The organism is Bacillus sp. MM2020_4, assembly GCF_011250555.1.
Classification (GTDB): domain Bacteria; phylum Bacillota; class Bacilli; order Bacillales; family Cytobacillaceae; genus Neobacillus.
This window is the reverse complement of sequence record NZ_JAANMZ010000005.1, coordinates 148,856-170,737: the sequence shown is the minus strand read 5'-3', so window position 1 is coordinate 170,737 and position 21,882 is coordinate 148,856. Positions and strand designations below refer to the sequence as shown.

General features: G+C 38.3%; 19 protein-coding genes. 9 read left to right on the top strand and 10 right to left on the bottom strand.

Going from position 1 to position 21,882, the window contains the following annotated elements; translation table 11 throughout:
• Positions 1-360: 360 nt before the first annotated feature.
• On the top strand, positions 361-1,980 hold the full coding sequence (locus G6554_RS06780; protein ID WP_166240044.1) for an ABC-F family ATP-binding cassette domain-containing protein: 1,620 nt from the start codon (positions 361-363) through the stop codon (positions 1,978-1,980).
• A gap of 60 nt (positions 1,981-2,040) precedes the next feature.
• On the opposite strand, the gene G6554_RS06775 is transcribed toward G6554_RS06780, so the two are convergent.
• The gene (locus G6554_RS06775) at positions 2,041-2,178 is read right to left on the bottom strand and encodes a YuzL family protein (RefSeq protein ID WP_166240042.1); all 138 of its coding nucleotides are present in this window, start codon (positions 2,176-2,178) and stop codon (positions 2,041-2,043) included.
• Between the two features lie 101 nt (positions 2,179-2,279).
• On the opposite strand from G6554_RS06775, the gene G6554_RS06770 reads away from it, so the two are divergent.
• Positions 2,280-2,522 carry a YkuS family protein gene (locus G6554_RS06770; protein ID WP_166240040.1) on the top strand — a complete coding sequence of 81 codons (243 nt, stop codon included), beginning with the start codon at positions 2,280-2,282 and terminating at the stop codon, positions 2,520-2,522.
• Between the two features lie 95 nt (positions 2,523-2,617).
• Here G6554_RS06770 and G6554_RS06765 read toward each other — a convergent pair whose 3' ends face one another.
• Both G6554_RS06765 and G6554_RS06760 read right to left on the bottom strand, forming a co-directional pair.
• On the bottom strand, positions 2,618-3,028 hold the full coding sequence (locus G6554_RS06765; protein WP_166240038.1) for a hypothetical protein: 411 nt from the start codon (positions 3,026-3,028) through the stop codon (positions 2,618-2,620).
• Between the two features lie 124 nt (positions 3,029-3,152).
• A complete protein-coding gene (locus G6554_RS06760) occupies positions 3,153-3,641 on the bottom strand; it encodes an Hsp20/alpha crystallin family protein (protein ID WP_166240036.1) in 489 nt (162 codons plus the stop codon).
• 178 nt (positions 3,642-3,819) lie between these two features.
• Here G6554_RS06760 and G6554_RS06755 point away from each other — a divergent pair, with 178 nt between their 5' ends.
• The gene (locus G6554_RS06755) at positions 3,820-4,080 is read left to right on the top strand and encodes a hypothetical protein (RefSeq protein WP_166240034.1); all 261 of its coding nucleotides are present in this window, start codon (positions 3,820-3,822) and stop codon (positions 4,078-4,080) included.
• 52 nt (positions 4,081-4,132) lie between these two features.
• Here the strand turns inward: G6554_RS06755 and G6554_RS06750 are convergent, their stop codons facing one another.
• Together G6554_RS06750 and mprF are read right to left on the bottom strand one after the other, a co-directional pair.
• Complete coding sequence (locus tag G6554_RS06750) at positions 4,133-5,308, bottom strand: D-alanyl-D-alanine carboxypeptidase family protein (RefSeq protein ID WP_166240032.1); 1,176 nt, start codon at positions 5,306-5,308, stop codon at positions 4,133-4,135.
• A gap of 103 nt (positions 5,309-5,411) precedes the next feature.
• Positions 5,412-7,940, bottom strand: coding sequence for a bifunctional lysylphosphatidylglycerol flippase/synthetase MprF (gene mprF, locus G6554_RS06745; protein ID WP_242637689.1), 2,529 nt, complete (start codon positions 7,938-7,940; stop codon positions 5,412-5,414).
• Between the two features lie 263 nt (positions 7,941-8,203).
• Between mprF and G6554_RS06740 the strand changes: the two genes are divergently transcribed.
• The 5 genes from G6554_RS06740 (at position 8,204) to G6554_RS06720 (ending at position 14,017) form a co-directional block, all read left to right on the top strand.
• Positions 8,204-8,656, top strand: a complete 453-nt coding sequence (locus G6554_RS06740; protein WP_166240028.1) for a cupredoxin domain-containing protein — start codon at positions 8,204-8,206, stop codon at positions 8,654-8,656.
• Between the two features lie 334 nt (positions 8,657-8,990).
• A complete protein-coding gene (gene pflB, locus G6554_RS06735; RefSeq protein ID WP_166240026.1) occupies positions 8,991-11,216 on the top strand; it encodes a formate C-acetyltransferase in 2,226 nt (741 codons plus the stop codon).
• Between the two features lie 61 nt (positions 11,217-11,277).
• Complete coding sequence (pflA, locus tag G6554_RS06730) at positions 11,278-12,018, top strand: pyruvate formate-lyase-activating protein (RefSeq protein ID WP_166240024.1); 741 nt, start codon at positions 11,278-11,280, stop codon at positions 12,016-12,018.
• 481 nt (positions 12,019-12,499) lie between these two features.
• Positions 12,500-13,294, top strand: coding sequence for a membrane protein insertase YidC (gene yidC, locus G6554_RS06725; protein ID WP_166240022.1), 795 nt, complete (start codon positions 12,500-12,502; stop codon positions 13,292-13,294).
• A gap of 129 nt (positions 13,295-13,423) precedes the next feature.
• The gene (locus G6554_RS06720; RefSeq protein ID WP_166240020.1) at positions 13,424-14,017 is read left to right on the top strand and encodes a YhcN/YlaJ family sporulation lipoprotein; all 594 of its coding nucleotides are present in this window, start codon (positions 13,424-13,426) and stop codon (positions 14,015-14,017) included.
• A gap of 60 nt (positions 14,018-14,077) precedes the next feature.
• Here G6554_RS06720 and G6554_RS06715 read toward each other — a convergent pair whose 3' ends face one another.
• Both G6554_RS06715 and G6554_RS06710 read right to left on the bottom strand, forming a co-directional pair.
• Positions 14,078-14,281: a DUF6501 family protein gene (locus tag G6554_RS06715; protein WP_166240098.1), complete on the bottom strand. Its 204-nt coding sequence runs from the start codon at positions 14,279-14,281 to the stop codon at positions 14,078-14,080.
• A 97-nt stretch (positions 14,282-14,378) separates the two neighbouring features.
• Positions 14,379-16,016 (bottom strand): AMP-binding protein, encoded by a 1,638-nt coding sequence (locus G6554_RS06710; RefSeq protein ID WP_166240018.1) that lies wholly within the window; start codon positions 16,014-16,016, stop codon positions 14,379-14,381.
• A 229-nt stretch (positions 16,017-16,245) separates the two neighbouring features.
• Between G6554_RS06710 and sda the strand changes: the two genes are divergently transcribed.
• The gene (sda, locus tag G6554_RS06705; protein WP_481747911.1) at positions 16,246-16,374 is read left to right on the top strand and encodes a sporulation histidine kinase inhibitor Sda; all 129 of its coding nucleotides are present in this window, start codon (positions 16,246-16,248) and stop codon (positions 16,372-16,374) included.
• 45 nt (positions 16,375-16,419) lie between these two features.
• On the opposite strand, the gene odhB is transcribed toward sda, so the two are convergent.
• The 3 genes from odhB to mnmH all read right to left on the bottom strand — a co-directional run bounded on the left by odhB (position 16,420) and on the right by mnmH (position 21,733).
• Positions 16,420-17,682: a 2-oxoglutarate dehydrogenase complex dihydrolipoyllysine-residue succinyltransferase gene (gene odhB / locus G6554_RS06700; RefSeq protein WP_166240014.1), complete on the bottom strand. Its 1,263-nt coding sequence runs from the start codon at positions 17,680-17,682 to the stop codon at positions 16,420-16,422.
• On the bottom strand, positions 17,675-20,542 hold the full coding sequence (locus G6554_RS06695) for a 2-oxoglutarate dehydrogenase E1 component (protein ID WP_166240012.1): 2,868 nt from the start codon (positions 20,540-20,542) through the stop codon (positions 17,675-17,677). The genes odhB and G6554_RS06695 overlap by 8 nt, the downstream gene beginning before the upstream one ends.
• Before the next feature lie 117 nt (positions 20,543-20,659).
• Entirely contained in the window at positions 20,660-21,733 is a 1,074-nt protein-coding gene (gene mnmH / locus G6554_RS06690) for a tRNA 2-selenouridine(34) synthase MnmH (protein WP_166240010.1), read from the bottom strand.
• Between the last annotated feature and the right edge of the window lie 149 nt (positions 21,734-21,882).

Genomic DNA, 21,882 nt, shown 5'->3' with positions numbered 1-21,882 from the left:
CCTCTTGGATTAATCGCTTTTTATCACCTATTTTTCTCATTAGTTCACGGATGAAGGATATTTTTTCAGTTGCTGCATTGATAAAAGGTAATTGGACTTTGGTTTGGTTAGACTCGCTTTAATACCAGCTTTTTTTAACTTGTTTACGAGTTCAGTAAGCTGTTTTTTTGCCATACTTTTCACCCTCTTTAAAACATCTTAGGTCAATTCTACAACAAATATATGAATAAAGTGTGAATATGGGAAAATATTTTTAGAAAAATTTTCTTGAGCCTTCCCACTCTTCTTGAAAAAATTCGCTCTTCTCCTATTTTAATGGTATAATTTAAAGCAATATGTTTTTTGGAGGATGTTTTGATCATGATTACTGTAAGTAATGTAAGTTTAAGATATGGTGACCGAAAGTTATTTGAAGACGTAAATATTAAATTCACACCGGGTAATTGCTACGGGCTAATCGGTGCGAATGGTGCCGGAAAATCAACCTTTTTAAAAATCTTGTCCGGAGAACTTGAAGCCCAAACCGGAACAGTTCAACTTGGTCCAAATGAACGGATGGCTGTACTTAAACAGAACCATTTTGAATATGAGGAATTTGAAGTCTTAAAAACCGTTATCATGGGTCACTCAAGATTGTATGAGGTCATGCAGGAAAAAGATGCTATCTACATGAAAGAAAACTTTACAGATGAAGACGGAATGAAAGCCGCAGAACTCGAAGGTGAATTTGCTGAATTAAACGGTTGGGAAGCTGAGCCTGAAGCAGCTATTCTGTTAAAAGGTCTTGGGATTGGCGAAGAGCTTCATGACAAAAAAATGGCCGAATTAACGGGTTCCGAAAAAGTGAAGGTATTACTTGCACAAGCATTATTCGGTAGACCTGATGTTTTACTTCTCGATGAGCCGACTAACCACTTGGACATTAAAGCCATCCAATGGCTAGAGGATTTCTTAATTAACTTTGAAAATACCGTTATTGTAGTATCCCACGACCGTCACTTTCTAAATAAAGTGTGTACGCATATCGCCGATTTGGACTTCAGTAAAATTCAAATCTATGTCGGAAACTATGACTTTTGGTATGAATCTAGTCAGTTGGCATCAAGAATGGCGTCGGATCAGAATAAAAAGAAGGAAGAAAAAATTAAGGAACTACAAAGCTTTATTGCCCGATTTAGTGCAAATGCTTCTAAATCAAAGCAGGCAACATCCCGGAAGAAGCTATTAGATAAAATCACCCTTGATGACATCAGACCATCTTCTCGCCGTTACCCCTTTGTTGGGTTTACACCAGAGCGTGAAATCGGTAATGACTTATTACGAGTGGAAGGTTTAACAAAAACGATTGATGGGGTTAAAATTCTTGATAATGTTAGCTTCTTTATGAATAAGGGAGATAAGATTGCGCTTGTAGGAACTAACGAAGTTGCAAAAACCACTCTTTTTAAAATATTAATGGGTGAAATGGAAGCAGACAGTGGCACTTTTAAGTGGGGTATCACTACTTCACAGGCTTACTTCCCGAAGGATAACTCCGAGTATTTTGAGAACAGTGATCTTAACCTGGTAGATTGGCTTCGTCAATTCTCTCCAAAGGATGATAGTGAAAGCTTCTTGCGCGGATTTTTAGGAAGAATGCTATTTTCCGGTGAGGAAGTGCTAAAGAAAGCAAGTGTCCTTTCTGGTGGAGAAAAAGTACGTTGTATGCTCTCAAAAATGATGTTAAATGGAGCAAACGTATTGTTGCTGGATGAGCCAACCAACCATTTAGATTTAGAATCCATCACGGCTCTAAATAATGGATTAATCAATTTCAAGGGTTCGATGCTCTTTTCATCACATGACCATCAGTTCATTCAAACGATCGCCAATCGAGTTTTTGAATTTACGCCAAATGGTTTAGTAGATAAGCAAATGAGCTATGACGAATATCTTGAGAATGAGGAAATACAAAAGCAAGTTGCGGAAATGTACAAATAATCATATTAAGGATGTCTCAGGTGCGATTAAGTCACCCCGGGACATCCTTTTCCTTTTCTACTATCTCTTTTGTTTTTTTCTTGAAGATGGTTCTTCTCGTGATCCTGTTTCAGTCATGGTTGTTCCTTGACCCTCTACTTGCGGCGAACTAAGCCCAATTGTGGATGGATCAGCTTTTCGTTTACTACGTTTTCCCATTTGATACACCTCCCCTACTATCTTTCGGAAAATTAATGGTTGCTATACCGAATATTTACCGTAATCTTTGGCAAGATAATTTACAGGAGGAGGTGTTTTGTATGGCAAAAGTTGGAGTAGAACAATCGCTTACAAATATTCAACAAGCACTTAGGGAAAAAGGTCATGATGTGATTGAGCTGAAGCAGGAGTCAGATGCACAAAATTGTGACTGTTGTGTTGTTACTGGCCTTGATTCAAACGTAATGGGTATGCAGGATACCTATACAAAAGGCTCTGTCATCGATGCAAATGGAATGTCAGCTGATGAAGTATGCCAGCAGGTCGAAAGCAGGCTGCAATAATAAAAGCGTAAGGCGCCTGGTTCTCGGCGTATGGAGCTAGACAATATTCAAAGCAGTTTAACATTTAAAGGACTAAAGGAATCCACTTTAGTCTTTTATTGATTCTCCTTTTTCGCGTGAATATTGACCTTAGGACCCCTTTCTTTAGAGCTTGATTTCATTTTTTCATTCCGCACCTCTTCTATTTTATCTTCTTCATCAAACTTGGGGGTAAATTCACTCCCATATGTCGCCCCTATATTTAATTTCCCTTTTAATTCTTTAATTCCAAGCTGCCCAAAATTGTTATTTAGTTCATATTTATCTAAAATTATTTTTTCTATATTTATTTTTTCAATGATGATTGGCGGTTCTGGTGGCTTGTAATCCTTTTCCTTTTGTTCTTGGAAGTCGTGCAGCGATTTTTTTAACTCTTCGATATTACTTTCTAAGGAAAGTAACTTTTTCTTTAATTCCTTTTCTCCATCATTTTTACTGAATAATAGGAATACATCTCTAAGTGACATGCTCACAAACTCCCTTATTTTATACCTTACTTACATTTATATAGAGAAAACAGCTAAACATGTCCAATCATGAAATAATCGAACATAAATGTTCGATCGTCAAAGATCTCAGGGCAAAATCAGTTTAGTCGATAGGAATAATTTCTCCTTTTTCAACTGTTCTTTGATAACTAACGAAAAGGATACCGTTCCAAAACTTTGCATTTAATTGATTGGGACTAACAGAATCCGGTAAGGTGATTTGTCTTTGGAATTCTCCATAAAATCTTTCTGAGTAGGTTAAATTTAATTGCGGATGGATTGGTAATGCCTTTCCTTTGACGGTGAGGATTGTGCCGTTTAGCCCTAATTCCAGGTTTTCCTTCCTAACTCCGGGAACTTCAATCATAACCACCACCTCATTCGCATTCTCTAATACATCAATGACCGGGAATGTACGCGTGGTTTTCTCCTCACGACCAGATGGTCCGTTAGTATTGGCAGACGGCTGGGTGAATTGTTGTTCGTTCATAAATTGCTTTGCGAAATCTTGATCAAATATATTATTCCAGAAGTCTCCCCCATGCATATTCTTGGCAATGTCCATCCATTGTTTTAATTTATCCATCTCCATCAATCCACACCCCTTTCTTTCCTCTTAAATATGTGTGGAGTAAAAAAGGAAATTAATATTTATCGCTCCTACTTCCATCTTACTAATCTAATTCGAAATTTAATCCAACTATTATGCCTGTTTCATAAACATTAAAAAATCGCATATAGTTATTAGCAAGGAAAAAGGAGGAGATTAGATGCCAGTACCGATTCCATATATAAATATAAATATATTTATGATTAAAATTAATTCCTTTGAAAATGCATCTGCCGTAAATATTGGGCAGAATCTATTAGCTGAATGGCATAATTCAGATAAAAAAAATCAGGGCTACGGGCAAAACTTTGGTGACAAAAGTGACTTTATAGGTACGAGAAGCTTTGTCGATGATAAAGACCAAATCGACTCTCCCTCCTCCTTCGACTCCCGACCAATGACAGTCGATAGGCAAACCTAAAAAAATAGGCCATGGAAAGGAGTTTCTTTCCATGGCCTATTTCATATAAGAATCAGTATTTACTCGCCCCTTTCTTGCGAAAACCAATGACTGCCGCTACTAATGCAAGAATTGTTAACCCAAAGAATACATTACTATTTAAAATTTGTAGATTTTTTTCTTTTGTTTTACTTTCCTTCGTATTACCTTCTTTTATGGGAGCTATTTTCACTTTAGGCTCCTCTTTATCCTTTAATTGAATTGACTGGATGGACTGTCCTTCATGATTTTCTATCAAAAGTACTCCGTCAGGATTGATTTTTTTCGTACAACCTGCAACATCTTCGGTAATAAGAGTATCGTGTTCCGGAAAAAATTCTTTATTTTCGGCTGTATAAATTTCTCCCTGTTTAATGGTTGAGTGCTGATATGCCTTAAAACCGTAATCCAATAATAAGGCGGTATCCTTATACTTATCATTTTTTAAATTCGACTTTAACACAATCGCTGTCAGCCTAATTTTTCCGTTATCAGCAGTAGTGGCTAATGTTTGTTTTGTTTCATCTGTATAACCCGTCTTCCCCCCTGTTACCTCAGGATAGGGGAGCTCCCCTTTTAGCATTCGGTGATGGGTATATAGTGTAGACGCCCAAGACTGACCCTGCCATTCCAGTACCTTCGTCCCAAATATTTCTGCAAAAACGGGATTCTTGATTGCATAATTGGTAATTAAGGCTAAATCCATCGCCGTGGTGTAATGGTTTTCATCAAACAATCCATTAGGATTGGTGAAATGCGTATTGTTAACACCAATCTTATTCTTCAAATAATCATTTAGATTTTCAGCAAAATGATCCACTGTGCCATCGAGATGTTCTGCAATTGCCATTGCAGCATCATTCCCTGAATTAATAAGCATGCCTTGAATCAACTTCTTTAACGGAGCCTGTTCCCCTTCATTTAAATATACTCGCGTACCGTCTTGGCTTGCGGCATTCTTGCTGACAGTCACGATTCCATCTAAATTCCCCTTTTCAATGGCATAGATGGCAGTAGCAATTTTCGTAAGGCTTGCCGGGTACATTTTTTCATTGGCATTTTTAGCATAAAGAACAGCACCCGTGTCAGAATCTAACAGAACGGCCCCTTCACTTTTTAAATCCAATTGGACTGGTTCAGCAGCAAAGGTTTTTATTTGTGTTGTAAATAGGAAGAGCAAAATGATGGTACAGCTAACAAATTTTTTCAATAAATAAACACCCTTACATTACAATTTATCCCTATTCGATTTTAACAGATTCTTCAAAAAAATAAAGAGAAAAAACCGATAGGAATATCCTACCGGTTAACTTTCATGTCCTTTTTTTAGAAATTAATAATGTAATTTGGGCCATTATAAAGGGAAGAGACGATTTTCTTCTGTAAGCTAAATATTTCGGCTCCCAACTATTTGTATATTTTTGCTTAAACTTTCTCAGGCCTTGGAAATGATAAATAAAATGGCCATGTAAGAAAATTTGTGCTGCTATTTTCTCACTTAAAAAGGAAAACCTTGAAAGGCCCACATTCGAAAGTGGGGCCATCCCCATATTAAAGCGGTCATACCCTTGTTCCTTTGCCCAGTCAATTAACGAAAGAAACAGAAAATCGATGGTACCTGATGGTGCATCAGGTATCACTCTCATTAAATCAACAGAGATCGTTTGATAATCATCATAAACATGCATGATGCTCATGAAACCAAGAATCCGCTTATTCTCATCAGTGACAATAGCAATAGGTGCCTTATTTAAATAATGTTCATCAAAGAATCCGAGCGAAAACGCCTTTTCTTTTCTACCTTGCAGCCATTCATTTGAAATTCCCCTTAATTCTCCTAACAGTTCTGACGAATAAGGAGGTTTTACTAATTCAAAGTGGAACTGATCACGGCTGAATTTATTCTTTAGGGCTCTTAATCCCTTCATTTTATTTCCAGAAAGTGTGAAAGTCTTCAAATCCACAAAGGCCTCTTCACCCAATTTAAAAAAGGCAAAGCCATGACCGTGTAAATATGGAAGCATCTCATCACTCACTTGATAAAAGACGGGGGTATAACCGTATAGGTCGGCAAGTTCTTGAAATTCTTCGATTGCATTTGATAATTCCTTTTTCTCCCCAACCGGGTCGCCTAGGATGACTAATTTATCCGCGTATTTTTGGAACGGGATTAAAACATTTTTCCCGCTATTCCAGAAAATATATTTATCATGCAAAAAGATTAAATGGGATAACACTTTTCCTTTATATTTGGTAAAATGGCTCATTATTTCTTTTTCATGACCGATCGATCTTTCGAATTTCCACTTTTTTGGCAGACTGATCAAATAGCCGGCAAACAAGATCAAAACTGCAATTACGAGGCCAATGCCTGCACTCTTGAACAAGTCTCGATAATCGACAATGACATATGGTATGAATTTTGTTGGTATCGTTAATTTTGCTATCGGCAAGTTTAAATATCCGATCAAAATATACATGGAAGTAAGGACCAAAATCACCGTCACATCGAAAATGGTTTTTCCCCATGTGAGGACATAACTTTCTCGATAAAATTGCCCTTTTGACATTCTCAACAGCAACGCAACGATGATTAAAAAGATGGCCTCTTCATAGTCAATCCCTTTAAAAATGGAGAATAAAGCAGCCAGAATTAGCGCAAGCATGGTCAAATCATAGGTTCTTTTCACGCTGTATTCAATGCCGCGTGATAAACCTAACAGTAAAAAACCAGCTGCTACCGAAAGTTGATGTGACACATTAATAATTGGAAAGGACAACAATTCCTGAGCAATTTTAAGCCTCGACATAATTCCCGGAACACTCGCCGATAACAGTAAAATCAACCCCGATAGAAATACGAGCATGGTTAAAATGACATGACTTAATCCTTGAACAATTGCTTTAGGAAGGTAGTTCCAGGATTGGTTCCACCTTTGCCAGTAAAGTTTAACAAAAAAGATTAAGCTGACCAAAAATGGGATGAAATAGTAACCAATGCGATATAACAAAAGCAAGACGAGGAATTTCTCTTCGGGCACGTGTAAATCCTGCATCCCCCAAATAAAGACTAAATCAAAAGAACCAAGCCCGCCGGGAATCATACTGATAATACCCGCACATGCGGCCACAACATATACCGGAAATAAATTTTCAAACGTGATTGAAATACCAAGGATCCTGCTTAAAACAAATATAGCTATAAAAACAGCGAACCACTCAACAACGGAGACAATGACTAGCTTGATTGTTTCATTCGTGGTAATCAATGTCTGATTGTCCTTTTTTGACTTAATCATATGTATTATTAAGAAAACAGGTAAATACAAACCTACCCCTACAACGGCGAAATAAAGCCATTTGGTTTCCACAAACAGCGGAAAATTTCGATAGTGAATGGTAACAATCCAGGTAAGAAGAGAAATTCCCGTAAGGTAATAGAGCGACACAGAAGCAATTATCCCTAAAAGTCTCCGCTTGTCCTTTTCTAGCTTATGAAAAAAGTAGGTTCTTAGCATGGCACCAATTAATCCGCCAAAACCGATTAAATTAGAAAAGGAATTAGCGATAAATGATTGTTCCAGCAGTTCTCTTTTTGAAACCTTTAACTTTAATATTCTCACTAAGATGACATCATAAAGCAGCATCGGTAAAACAGCAGCAAAGGTAACGATCAGGATCAATAATAAACTCCAAATATTCAGTTGATTGATTTCATTTTTGAGTAATTGACCATTTAAATTTCCGGTGAATTTTCTTATCTCAATAATAGCGAAAATTAATAATAATAATGGAAAGATAAATTTGGCCACTTTTAGAACCTTTTCTTTTTTAATCCCCAACAAGATTACCACCTATTTTTTTCATTCCTGATTTTACTATAAACTCTTCGCCAGTAAAAACAAAGAAATATATTCCAACACGGCTTAGTTTAATTGTAGACAGTTTAGATAAGGTTCAACCATCTTTTGCGTAATCCCATTGCTTCTATAGAATATTTCGAAAAGAGGAACAAAGTAATAAAAGTTTTTTAAAAGAGACAAGTTTACTTACCTTCTATGCATAAGTATAAATAGGACAAATTATCGAGGGGGTTATTTTATACATGAAATTCTTAGTCTTAAAGAAAGAAACACTACTATTCTTTTTAGCTGTCGGCATCGTCATCGCCAGTATTTCCGCTTGGTTCATGTTAAAAGCTGGCGATACCACCGTGTTTAATCAACAATCAGATAAAGAGATTCGTGAAATTCATATGGTGACTGGAGAATTCAAGACAACCACGAAGGATGGGAAAGAACTAGAATCCTACCGTTGGGACCCTAGCACCGTGTTTCTTGAAAAAGGGGAAAAAGTAAAGCTATTCATTAGTGGAATAAATGGTGAAAAGCATCCATTTTATATTGAAGGGACCAAGATTAAAGGCACAGTGAAAAAGGGGAAGGAAACGACAGTTCCCCTTCAATTCGAGAAAGCGGGGACCTACCGCTTAATCTGTGAGGTCCATTCAGACAGGTCCCATAATGGGCCAATGATTGCCTATATTGTGGTTGATTAAAAGCGGGTTGCCTCTTACCTGCTTTTTTTTATTTATCAAATGGCACTGTTTCATTTATTTTCACTATTAAAGCATTGATATTTTGAATTCTTTTTATAAAACAGATTTTAATATCGTGTATATTTTTATAGTACAGTTTATTAATTATTAACAATCAAGTTCACAACTTCTTCAAATTTATCCGCAATAAACCCTCATTTTGCACTACTTCACAATATCTTAACAATTACATCCTTTTTATGTGAGACTTTTCACATTCACACTGTTATACTCTAACTAAGATATAAATAACTAATCTGTTATATAATTTATCAAATCTAAGAGGTGGATAATCATGGAACAATGGCAAGGATTTTCTAAAGGAACTTGGACAAGAGAAGTAAATGTACGCGAATTTATTTTGAAGAACTTTATTCAATATGAGGGTGCTGACTCCTTCTTAACTACAGCTACTGACGCAACCAACAAACTATGGGAAAAGGTAATGGAGCTAACCACACAAGAACGTGAGAATGGCGGTGTCCTTGATATGGACACGGAAACCATTTCAACTATCACTTCACATGGACCAGGATATCTTGATGAAGAACTTGAAAAAGTAGTGGGCGTGCAAACAGATAAACCTTTTAATCGATCAATGCAGCCCTTTGGTGGAATTCGTATGGCAAAGGCAGCATGCGAAGCATACGGCTATGAATTAAATCCTGAAATTGAGAGATTCTTTACCGAGTTTCGTAAGACACATAATCAAGGTGTTTTTGATGCCTATACAGACGAAATGCTAAAAGCCCGCAAAGCCGGAATCATTACCGGTCTTCCTGATGCCTATGGACGAGGACGCATTATTGGTGATTACCGCCGTGTTGCTTTATATGGTGTTGATTTCTTAATGAAAGAAAAACAAAAAGATTATCAAAATACGAGCAACGTTATGACAGAAGATAACATTCGCTTACGTGAAGAGCTGTCCGAACAATATCGTGCATTGAAAGAACTGAAAGAACTTGCAAAAAGCTATGGATTTGATATTTCCCTCCCCGCCGAAACAGCTCAAGAAGCATTCCAATGGGTATACTTAGCCTACTTGGCAGCCATTAAAGAGCAAAACGGTGCAGCGATGAGCCTTGGACGGGTATCTACATTCCTAGATATCTATATTGAAAGAGATTTACAGAATGGTAGATTAACAGAAGTGGAAGCACAGGAACTTGTGGACCATTTTGTTATGAAGCTGCGTCTTGTCAAATTTGCCCGTACACCAGACTATAACGAATTATTTAGCGGTGATCCAACATGGGTAACGGAATCCATTGGCGGTATGGCGCTTGACGGACGTTCATTAGTTACGAAAAACTCATTCCGATTCCTTCATACACTAGATAATTTAGGGCCTGCACCAGAGCCAAACTTAACAGTGTTATGGTCAACCCAACTGCCTGAGAACTTTAAGAAATATTGTGCAAAGATGTCCATCAAGACTAGCTCTATTCAATATGAAAACGACGAGATTATGCGTCCGGAATATGGTGATGACTATGGAATTGCCTGCTGTGTATCGGCGATGGAAATCGGGAAACAAATGCAATTCTTTGGTGCCCGTGCAAACCTAGCTAAAGCGATGCTCTACGCTATAAACGGTGGTGTCGATGAAAAATTAAAAATTCAAGTCGGGCCAAAATATCAGCCAATTACAGCAGAAGTTTTAAATTACGATGAAGTCATGCAAAAATTTGATAAAATGATGGAATGGCTTGCAGGTCTATATATAAACACCTTAAACATTATTCACTACATGCACGATAAATACAGCTACGAACGGATAGAAATGGCTTTACACGATACGGAGATTCTACGTACCATGGCAACCGGAATTGCCGGCTTAAGTGTTGTCGCTGACTCACTAAGTGCCATTAAATATGGTGAAGTAAAGGTCATTCGTGATGAAAACGGAATTGCTATAGATTTCGAAGTAAATGGTGATTTCCCTAAATACGGAAACAACGATGATCGTGTTGACAGCATGGCGGTTGAAATTGTTGAAACCTTTATGAAAAAACTGCGCAAACACCAAACCTATCGTGATTCGGTGCATACATTGTCCATTTTAACTATCACTTCAAATGTGGTTTATGGTAAGAAAACAGGTAATACACCTGATGGACGCCGTGCTGGTGAACCATTTGCACCGGGTGCAAACCCAATGCATGGCCGGGATACAAAAGGAACATTAGCTTCTTTGTCTTCTGTTGCAAAGCTTCCCTACCGTTATGCAATGGACGGAATTTCAAATACTTTCTCCATCGTACCAAAGGCACTTGGAAAAGAAGAAGAAAGCCAAATTCGCAACTTAGTTTCCATTTTGGACGGATATGCAATGAAAACAGGACACCATCTTAATGTAAACGTCTTTAATCGCGAAACACTAATGGACGCAATGGACCATCCGGAGCTCTACCCACAATTAACGATTCGTGTGTCCGGATATGCGGTGAACTTTATTAAACTAACAAAAGAACAACAACTAGACGTCATTAATCGTACATTCCATGAATCACTATAAATATTCTGGGGCTCCCCTATTTCGAGGAGCTCCCGCCTTATAAATGAAAGGGGTCATCATCATGAACGGAAATATTCATTCTATTGAAACATTAGGAACTGTCGACGGACCAGGAATTCGTTACGTAATTTTTACCCAAGGCTGCTTATTGCGCTGTCAATTTTGCCATAACGCAGATACATGGGAAATCGGCACGGGCAAGCAGATGACTGTTTCCGAAATCATGGATGATCTGATCAGCTATCTTCCTTTCATTCAGGCTTCTGGGGGAGGAATTACTGTTAGCGGTGGTGAGCCATTGCTGCAAATTCCTTTCCTAACGGAATTATTCAAAGAATGTAAAAGGCAAGGAATTCATACAACAATTGATTCTTCCGGTGGCTGCTTCTCCCATTCCAAACTTTTTATCGAGCAGCTGGAAGAACTTTTAGCGGTTACTGATTTAGTCCTTCTTGATTTAAAGCATATAAATCGGAAAAAGCATATTCAGCTGACAGGAATGGCGAATGACCACATCCTTGAATTCGCAAAATTTTTATCAGATCGAAACGTTCCTATTTGGGTTCGTCATGTATTGGTGCCAACCGTTACTGATGATCCGGAAGATCTCCAAAAACTTGGTGAGTTTATTGGTACCCTTGAAAATGTGGAGAAGATTGAGATCCTTCCTTACCATAAACTTGGGGTATATAAATGGGAAGCCCTAGGACACGAGTATCCGTTAAAACATGTCGAGCCACCAACTGAAGAAAAGGTCGAGTATGCTTATCAAGCGATTACCGCCCATTGGAAAAGGCGTTAAAGAAGAATTCAAACACCAATTCTTGAAGAATTGGTGTTTTCTTTTCATTTAATAGAGCTAGGAAGTCATTCCCACTTAGTATTTTATACGGTTTAAATTGATTATTTGGCTGTTCTCGGCTATACTCATATCATTGGTTTAAAAGAAGAGGTGATAATTTTTGTTTCAGTTACTTATTGACCACTCGGATATAAATACCCTGAATGCTCTTTACGTCAGTATTTACTTGGGATTAATACTCAAATTTTTATTGGCTTGGGGTGTCGAGTATTCCTTTTTGGGCAATACTTCCGATCCAACAAACACAAAAATAATTCACCCATTGGTTTTTTACCGTAAAAAAAGCGGATTACATGGAAGTTTTATTCTGAAAAGAATTGTTAAATATATTCGTAGAAAAGAATGTACTCAAGATGATTCTGAAGAACCTATTTCCTTCCTTTTCACTTAACCAATTTAGACAAACATTCTAGGAGGAAGTATGAAAACAAAACGATCATCTATCTTACTTGCAGTCCTTTTAATCTTACCAACTATGCTATTATCAGCTTGTTCATCAAATGCACAAAGTGGAAATAGCCATGGATTTTTTCAAACTTATTTTGTCCATCCTTTTTCGACCATTATTCATTCAACAGCTGAACTATTCAATGGAAACTATGGTTTAGCAATTATTCTGGTCACCCTGGTGATCAGGCTTATCCTCATGCCGTTCATGTTAAAACAATACAAAAATCAAATGGCAATGAAGGAAAAAATGGATGTCTTAAAACCTGAAATGGATGTTATTCAGAAGAAAATGAAGACGGAAAAGGACGCTAAGAAAAAGCAAGAACTTCAAGCTGAAATGATGGGTTTGTATAAAAAACATGGTGTTAATCCATTGAATATGGGTTGCTTACCACTTTTAATTCAAATGCCAATTTTAACCGCCTTTTATTATGCGATTCGTGGTTCAAAAGAAATTGCCGCCCATCAATTCTTATGGTTTAATTTGGGGCATCCTGATATCATTATCACAATTATCGCAGGGGTAGTTTACTACTTCCAGTTTAAAGTATCGCAAACCAATATGCCGACTGCACAGCAGCAGCAAATGAAAATCATGGGTCTAATGTCGCCATTAATGATTGTAATGTTTTCCTTTAGCGCTCCTGCGGCACTACCACTTTATTGGGTTGTTGGTGGGCTATTCTTAACTACCCAAACCTTTATTAGCCACAGACTTTATAAATCAACAAAGTCGATCGAATCGACACCAGTTAAACAAAAATAATCGATTTGAAAGAGAAGCATTTCTTATGAATGCTTCTTTTTTTATTTCCAAAATGTTGGCAGGATAGTACTTTGCGAAATTAGACATTCTATCTTTGTACAACTTGGATAAAAGGAGTGCTTAAACCACATGAAAAAAAGTTTGTTTGTAATTGGAACCCTCGTATTTAGTCTTTATTTATCTGGTTGTGCAAGGAATGATGTAAATGATAATGTCGCCTACCGCAACCGAAATACAAATGAACCAACAAGGGTAAATTATAATACCCCGAATAATGGCGGCCCTGCGATTACGGGGGTTGATACAAGCAATCGGGACCTTGATCGAACTCGAAACAACCTTACTAATGTACGCCACGATAATCGAAATAATGTTGGAAACAATCAATCAAAGATAAGAATCGCGGATAAAGCAGCCGATAAAGTGACCAATTTGCCTGAGGTGGACCATGCGAATATTATTGTAACCGATAATAATGCCTATGTGGCAGCCAAGCTGGATCCATCCTCAAGGAATGAGCTGACAACAGATATTGAAAATAAAATTTCTCGAGCTGTTAAATCGGTCGACGCCGATATCGACAATGTTTATATATCGGTTAATCCGGATTTCTATGATCGAATGAATCATTATGCCAGCGATATTCGAAATGGAAAACCAATCTCAGGTTTCGTAAATGAGTTTTCCGATACTATCAGAAGAGTGTTCCCGGATGCACGATAATTGTAGCGAAGTAAAAGGGACAGATTCTTAATAGGAATCTGTCCCTTAAAACCTTATGCATTAAACATCCTGAAAATATTCCTTATAAAACCCACCGACTTTTCCGGTATTATCAATGATGTAGTAAAATTCTTCTGTTTCGTTTTTTACATCATAAATAGTACCGACAGTTAAGGCGTTATTTACCAGATATTTTTTTGCATCGGTATGAACGCATTTTACTTTTCTAACTGTTTCTCGATCTCGCCACGTTAAATGAATCATTGCTGCCACCGTTCCTTTCAGTGTTGTCCATGTTCTAGTATAATCAATCCAGCAAGTGTTGTGCAACAATATCCATCTTCATAACTTGAGGTACCTCTTAATTTTTTACCATCTCAATCGCTTTTTCCCTAAGACGGAATTTTTGAATTTTTCCTGATGCCGTCATGGGATAGGCATCCGTGAATTCAATATAACGGGGAATTTTGTGTTTGGAAATCTTACCCGAGCAAAATTCTCGTAGTTCTTCAGCAGTAGCCGCTTGTCCCTCTTTTAAAATAATCCAGGCCATTACTTCTTCCCCATATACTTCGTCTGGAATCCCAATAACCTGAATATCAAGAACCTTTGGATGGGAATATAAAAATTCTTCGATTTCTCGAGGATAAATATTTTCGCCACCGCGAATGATCATATCTTTTAACCGCCCCGTAATTTTACAATACCCGTTTTCATCCATTACAGCTAAATCGCCTGTATGCAGCCACCCTTCTGTATCAATCGCCTCATTTGTGGCGGTAATATTTTTATAATACCCTTTCATTACATGATATCCCCGTGTGCAAAGCTCGCCCTGAACACCGTATCCGATTTCTCTATCTGTTCCCGGTTCAACAACTTTCACTTCCACGTTCGGCAATGCTTTTCCCACCGTTTCTACCCGTAACTCAATTGGATCATCGGTTCTTGTTTGCATAATAACCGGTGATGATTCTGTTTGACCATATGCGATGGTGATTTCAGTTACTCCCATTTTTTCGATGACTGCCTTCATGACCTCAATCGGACAGTTGGACCCTGCCATGATTCCCGTTCGTAATGTTGAAAGATCATATTTGTCAAAATCAGGATCATTTAATTCGGCAATAAACATGGTTGGAACTCCATGAAGCCCTGTACACTTTTCGTCTTGAACCGTTTGTAAAACTCTTCTTGGGCTGAATTCTTGAACAGGAACCATGGTCGCGCCGACAGAAACACATGCCATCGTTCCCAGGACACATCCAAAACAATGAAAAAAAGGAACCGGAATACAAAGCCTGTCAGCTACGGTCAGCTTCATACAACCAGCAATATTAAAGCCGTTGTTAACGATATTATTATGGGTGAGCATGACCCCTTTGGGGAACCCCGTTGTCCCCGAGGTATACTGCATATTAATGACATCATCCGGTTCAAGAGAATCCATTCGCACATTTAATTCCGTATCTGAAATGGTTTCCCCAAGCTTAATGATATCTTCCCATGAATAGGTTCCGGGATACCTTTTTTCACCTAGGACAATGACATTTTTTAGAAAAGGGAGCCTGCTGCTATTCAGCCTGCCTGGTTCTGAGGTTTTCAATTCAGGGACAATTTCATATACCATATCCATATAGGAAGCATCCTTCCAAGTATCCATTAATACAATCGTTGTTGTATCAGATTGGTTTAAGAGGTACTCAAGTTCAGCAGTTCGGTAGTTAGTGTTAACTGTAACGAGGATTGCACCCATTTTACCGGTCGCAAATTGTGTAACGAGCCATTCAGGAGTGTTAGTTGACCAAGCAGCAAGCTGTTCTCCCTTGTTTATTCCGAGCTTCATAAAACCTTTTGCGGCCCTTCGACAAATTTCATCAAATTCACGGTATGTCCATCTCAAATTTCGATCTGAATAAACCACTGCCACGTGTTCCGGATGTAATGTTGCTTTTTCTTCTACTAGTTTTCCGATGGTAACATTTAATAATGATGACATCCTTCATCCCCCTACTGTTCCAAAATACCATAAAATGTGCTTACAAAAATATGTTACCACATTTGGTTGAATATTCAATATTTTTAAAATACAACTTTATTCAGTAGATTGTGAACCTTTTTTTACAATTATCAAATAGTGGTTCTCAAAAGCTCAGAGACCTATTACAATAGTAAAAACTGAATATTCAATCCACTTTTCTAAGGAGGGCATTCTTCAATTGAAAATTATGAGTAACGAGCAGTTAATTGTTTCGTACCGGGATGCATTAAAATCTGGAAAGGAAAAGGAATGGATCAAGATTTTAAAAGATGAAATTCAACGTCGTGGATTAAGACCCTTTAAGAATCGCACGTAATGACAGCTAAAAACCGCTGAGAAAAGATCAGCGGTTTTTCTTATTTTATCCTTCTAGAAGTAAATTTTCTGGATCCTCCAGCAATTCTTTTATTTTACTTAAAAAGGTAACCGCTTCCTTTCCATCTACAATACGATGGTCATACGAAAGGGCAACATACATCATTGGCCTGTTTTCCATCTTCTCTTTATCGATCGCCACAGGTCTGAGTTGAATTTTGTGCATCCCAAGGATGGCAACTTGGGGCCCATTTAGGATAGGAGTCGATAGTAATGAGCCGAATACCCCTCCGTTTGTAATAGTAAAGGTTCCCCCCTGTAAGTCCTTTAATGCTAACTTATTCGTTTTTGCCTTTTCAGCAAGCTGCATGATATCCAGCTCTATTTCGGCAAACGTTTTACGATCGGCGTCCCTTACCACTGGTACAACCAGTCCTTCTGCGGCAGCAACTGCAATGCCTATATCGTAGAATTTTTTTATCAGCAGATTATCACCTTGAATTTCAGCATTAATATAGGGAAATTTCTTTAATGCTGCCACTGCTGCTTTTGTAAAAAAGGAAATAAATCCAAGCCTGACATCATGTTCTTCAAAAAATGTATCCTTTCTCCGTTTTCTAAGATCCATCACAGCGGTCAAATCAATTTCATTAAAAGTTGTAAGCATTGCTGCTGTTTGCTGAACCTCGACAAGGCGCTTAGCAATCGTTTGCCTGCGTCTTGACATCCGTTCAAAAATAATTGGTTTAGATTCATCTTGATTCTCAGGAACTGTTTCCTTTTTAGCTATAGTTTGATGGTTATTTTTATCCTTTTGCTGAAAAGAAGTTACATCCTGCTTGCGGATTCTTCCTAGTGGATCCATTGCAGGGATTTCATTTAGATTTACTCCTTTTTCTCGAGCCAGTCTGCGGGCGGCCGGAGAAGCGATTGGTCGTTGGTTACTACTTTGATCTGTCTTTTGATTGCTTGCTATTTCTTTGGAATCAGCAATAGTCGCTATCGGTTCCATTTTGGTTGGTTCAGCCATTGATTCTGCTGGTATTTTTCCAACCGCAGGTTCTGAACCTACGCTACTTTCAGTGATAACGGCAATCGTCTCTCCCACCTTTACACTATCACCCTCTGAAAACTTCTGCTCGGTAATAACACCAGAAAAATCAGAAATGATCTCGATATTCACTTTATCGGTTTCTAATTCGACTAGGTATTCTCCCTGTTCCACAATGTCCCCAACATTTTTAAGCCATTTAGCAATCGTCCCCTCTGAAATCGATTCTGCTAATTCAGGTACTTTTATTTCAGCCATTATTTACTCCTCCTTGTTCATTCCGTGAAAGTGCAGCATGAAGAATTTTAGACTGACCGAGTTTATGAACATTTGGCTCCCCTTCAGCAGGGCTTGAACGGCGACGGCGGCCCACAAATTCTACTCTAATTCCATCACGGGCAATTCCATTGAGTCGGGGTTCAACAAAATTCCAGGCACCCATATTCTTTGGCTCCTCCTGAACCCAGAAAATTTCTTTCAGATTTTTATATCGTCCTACTATTTCATGAATGATAGTTGTTGGAAATGGATAGATTTCCTCAAGCCTTAATACTTGAAGCCAGTCAAATTGACTATCATCTTTTACTTGTTCGGCAATATCGATTGCGATTTTACCTGAACAAAGGACAAGCCGTTCTATCTTTTCTTGATCCCTGTCGGTAGTGAATTGTTCCAATACAGGCTTAAATTCTCCTTCACTTAGTTCAGTACCAGACGAGGATACCATTGGGTTCCTTAACAGGCTTTTCGGTGCCATGATAATTAGAGGGCGTACTTCCTTTTTCATCAGCATGGCTGCCTGACGTCTTAAAATATGAAAATATTGTGCAGCACTAGAAAGGTTAGCAATCGTCCAGTTTTTTTCAGCTGCTGACTGTAAAAATCTCTCCATTCTTCCACTGGAATGTTCCGGTCCTTGGCCTTCATAGCCATGTGGCAGCAATAGAACAAGACCGGATTTTTGCCCCCATTTTGCCATACCCGCTGCAATAAACTGATCAAAAATAACTTGCGCAGCATTTGCGAAATCCCCGTATTGTGCTTCCCAAATAACAAGTGTATCGGGTGAAAATACTGTATACCCATATTCAAAGCCAACTACTGCTGCTTCTGTTAATGGACTATTATAAACGGCAAAGGAAGCTTTTCCATCAGAAAGTAGGTGGAGGGGTAAAAAAGCCTCCCCGGTTTTGCTGTCATGAAGCACCAAATTACGTTGGGCAAAGGTCCCCCGCTCTGAGTCTTGCCCCGATAATCGGATCGGTGTCCCATCCGCTAAAATGGTTGCAAACGCAAGAGTCTCCGCTAATGCCCAGTCCACTTTTCCATTTTCATTCAGTGCATCAGCCCGTCTATTTAAGATTTTTTCTAGTTTGTTAAATACGTTAAAATCCTTTGGCCAATCAAGTAATTCTTTGTTTATTTTTTGTAGCTTTTCCAAAGGGACATTCGTGACAATTGATGCATCCTGATTCATGAAAACTGGTGGTTCCGGTACCTTTATTTCTCCGTCCTTTGAGATTTGTGAAACTTTCCGGAAAGCGGCTTCCAGTTTTTCATGAATTTCCTTTTCCATTCCAGCTACATCCTTTTCGCTGACCATACCTTCATTTTGTAGATTTTTCGTATATATTTCTTTAACAGTTGGATGACGCTGAATGAGCGTATACATTTGCGGGCTTGTAGTCATCGGCTCATCCATCTCATTATGACCATATCTACGGTATCCCACTAAATCTATCAGGAAATCTTTTTGAAAAACGGCACGATATTCTGCTGCTAAAAAGGCCGCTTTCATGCAAGCATCCGGATCATCTGCATTCACATGTATAATCGGAATTTCAAATCCCTTTGCCAAATCACTTGCATAACGTGTGGATCTGGAATCCTCTGATTCTGTTGTGAACCCTATCGTATTATTTGCGATAATGTGGATGGTGCCACCTGTCCGGTACCCCTTTAAGCGGCTTAAATTCAATGTTTCTGCTACAATTCCCTCACCAGGGAATGCTGCATCCCCATGTATTAGAATGGCAAGTGCCGATTTACTGTTTTCCATTGGATAACCTGGGTTATTTTTATCGTCTTGGGCTGCCCTTGTAAAACCTTCAACTACAGCCCCAACATACTCAAGATGGCTCGGATTATTCGCTAGGGATATCTTCTTCGCTTCTACTGCATTTTCTGCAGACAACTGTCTATTTAAACCTAGATGATATTTGACATCCCCTGTCCAGCCAAAATTGATTCCAATTGATCCTTCTGATGGTACGAGTTCTTTATTGGGTGCATGCTGAAATTCCGCAAAAATCATTTCATAGGGTTTTCCAAGCACATGTGCAAGCACATTTAATCTGCCCCTGTGTGCCATACCAATATTTAGGTATTCAGCACCGTTTGTAATGGCATCGGAAATAATTTCATCAAGGATGGGCACCATCACGTCAAGTCCTTCGATAGAAAAACGCTTTTGCCCGACAAACGTTTTATGGAGAAATCTTTCAAACTCTTCCACTTCATACAGCCGTTTTAATGTTTTTATTCTTTTGTCCTTGGAAGTACCTGGGCTCATTCTGCCAGTCTCAATTTTTTCAATTAGCCAATTTTTCTCTTCTACGGCATGAACATGGTCAAACTCATAGGCGATGGATTTAGTGTAAACATCCCTCAAAAATCGATATGCATCTAACCCTGTTGCCAAATCACTATTGGAACAAAGAATTTCCGCCGGAAGGGTGTTCAAGTCCTCCTCACTGAGTCCATAATTCCCAAGTTCGAAACGGGTTGGATCCGGTTTATGATTACCAAGCGGATAAATGTTGGCAGCCAGGTGACCGTAGGTTCGAATATTATCAGCCAGTTTTACAGCCGCTATTAATTTTCTCTGCTGTGTAGAATCAGACGTAATTGTTCGACCAAAATCTGAACCCTCTTTTGAAACAGTATTTGCGAAAATGGAAAAGTCAGCTTCATTCATTTTCTCAAAAAGCACTCTCATTTCTTCTTCAACTGACAAAGGTTCCTGTTTGTACCTTTCAAATTGATCAACCAGATAGCCAAGATTGGGACCTGAAAAATTATTCAGAAAGTCTCCTTTTTCTAAATATTTTCTATTCATGCGTCGAACCTCCTTAAACCTTATGGTTCTGTTAACCATCTTTATTACTATTATCATTTCACAATAAAACGAACCTGAAATTGATATAAATCAATAAAAAAAAAGACCTAAGAGGTCTTAAAGCTTATTTGTTATTAAACATGGTTGGAAGGTTAACTCATCAAGTTTAGTGATAATTTTTGCAGCTGCATCTATTGGATTTTCAGCATAAATATCAATAAATTCACCTTCATATTCTTGTCTTGCATGGTCATAGCGTGGGTCATAATAATGGTCAAGTAAAAGCAGAATCATTTCCCTATAATTCTTTTCATGTAGTGTTTGCAGGAGATTTTTTCTTATTTCTACATCCTTCACCCGTTTTAAGACCTTTTCAATACCTAAAGAAATTTTTTCGAAATACCAAGGTTCCTGTTCATATGGCAATACATATTCAGAAACAAGCTGTGTAACTCTTTGTTCAAGCGATGAATGAATATAAATGTTAATCCCCTTAAATTTAACATCCATCAATTCTTCAGGCTGCACGGCTTTGCCAATTCGTTTGCTTTCTGCCTCAACAAGAAAATAATCACTACCCTGGATTTCCTGAAGTCCCTTAAATAATAGAGAATCAAATATCTTTTGATTATGACCCTCCGAAAGGCCAATCGTACCGAAAATAGACCCACGATGACCCGCCATTTCCTCCAGGTCAAGGATAGGATAGCACTTCTTTTCCAAGATCTTCAAAACCTCTGTTTTCCCAACCCCTGTCATCCCATGGAGGACAACCGCTTGATTAGGAATAATGGTGGGGATTTTTTCAAGGATATGGTGACGATATGCTTTATAACCACCAATTAACCTCCATGCGTAAATACCGGCAAATTCCAAGAAGGTAATCACTGCTTTACTGCGCATCCCGCCACGCCAACAATGGATCACTAATTCTCCCTCGGTATGATAGGATTTAATGGTCTTTAGAAGAGCAGGAATTTTCGGGGAAACAAATTCCATGGCTTTCCACTTTGCCGCTGCCTGGCCTTCATGTTTGTAAATGGTTCCAACTACTTGACGTTCTTCATCAGAAAATAAAGGAACATTGATTGCACCGGGAATGGAGCCTTCCTTAAATTCAATCGGTGAACGGATATCAATGATCATCGATTCTTTCAAATTAAAAAGATCTTCAACGGTTATTTCCTTCATTACACAACGCCCCTAGATAAAAATCATAATTAGATGGGTGAAAACATCTATAAAAACAAACAAAACTTCCACAACTGGAAGTTTCATACAAGATTTTGGCAACACAGACTATTACAAGCCAGTTTAGATAGTAAAAGTATATACACATT

Coding starts and splice junctions, on each gene's coding strand:
- G6554_RS06775 (WP_166240042.1), bottom strand. CDS start 2,178: ATGGGAAAACGTAGTAAACGAAAAGCTGATCCATCCACAATTGGGCTT.
- pflB (WP_166240026.1), top strand. CDS start 8,991: ATGGAACAATGGCAAGGATTTTCTAAAGGAACTTGGACAAGAGAAGTA.
- G6554_RS06765 (WP_166240038.1), bottom strand. CDS start 3,028: ATGTCACTTAGAGATGTATTCCTATTATTCAGTAAAAATGATGGAGAA.
- G6554_RS06710 (WP_166240018.1), bottom strand. CDS start 16,016: ATGTCATCATTATTAAATGTTACCATCGGAAAACTAGTAGAAGAAAAA.
- pflA (WP_166240024.1), top strand. CDS start 11,278: ATGAACGGAAATATTCATTCTATTGAAACATTAGGAACTGTCGACGGA.
- G6554_RS06780 (WP_166240044.1), top strand. CDS start 361: ATGATTACTGTAAGTAATGTAAGTTTAAGATATGGTGACCGAAAGTTA.
- mnmH (WP_166240010.1), bottom strand. CDS start 21,733: ATGAAGGAAATAACCGTTGAAGATCTTTTTAATTTGAAAGAATCGATG.
- odhB (WP_166240014.1), bottom strand. CDS start 17,682: ATGGCTGAAATAAAAGTACCTGAATTAGCAGAATCGATTTCAGAGGGG.
- G6554_RS06770 (WP_166240040.1), top strand. CDS start 2,280: ATGGCAAAAGTTGGAGTAGAACAATCGCTTACAAATATTCAACAAGCA.
- G6554_RS06760 (WP_166240036.1), bottom strand. CDS start 3,641: ATGGAGATGGATAAATTAAAACAATGGATGGACATTGCCAAGAATATG.
- G6554_RS06740 (WP_166240028.1), top strand. CDS start 8,204: ATGAAATTCTTAGTCTTAAAGAAAGAAACACTACTATTCTTTTTAGCT.
- sda (WP_481747911.1), top strand. CDS start 16,246: ATGAGTAACGAGCAGTTAATTGTTTCGTACCGGGATGCATTAAAATCT.
- G6554_RS06755 (WP_166240034.1), top strand. CDS start 3,820: ATGCCAGTACCGATTCCATATATAAATATAAATATATTTATGATTAAA.
- G6554_RS06715 (WP_166240098.1), bottom strand. CDS start 14,281: ATGATTCATTTAACGTGGCGAGATCGAGAAACAGTTAGAAAAGTAAAA.
- G6554_RS06720 (WP_166240020.1), top strand. CDS start 13,424: ATGAAAAAAAGTTTGTTTGTAATTGGAACCCTCGTATTTAGTCTTTAT.
- yidC (WP_166240022.1), top strand. CDS start 12,500: ATGAAAACAAAACGATCATCTATCTTACTTGCAGTCCTTTTAATCTTA.
- G6554_RS06695 (WP_166240012.1), bottom strand. CDS start 20,542: ATGAATAGAAAATATTTAGAAAAAGGAGACTTTCTGAATAATTTTTCA.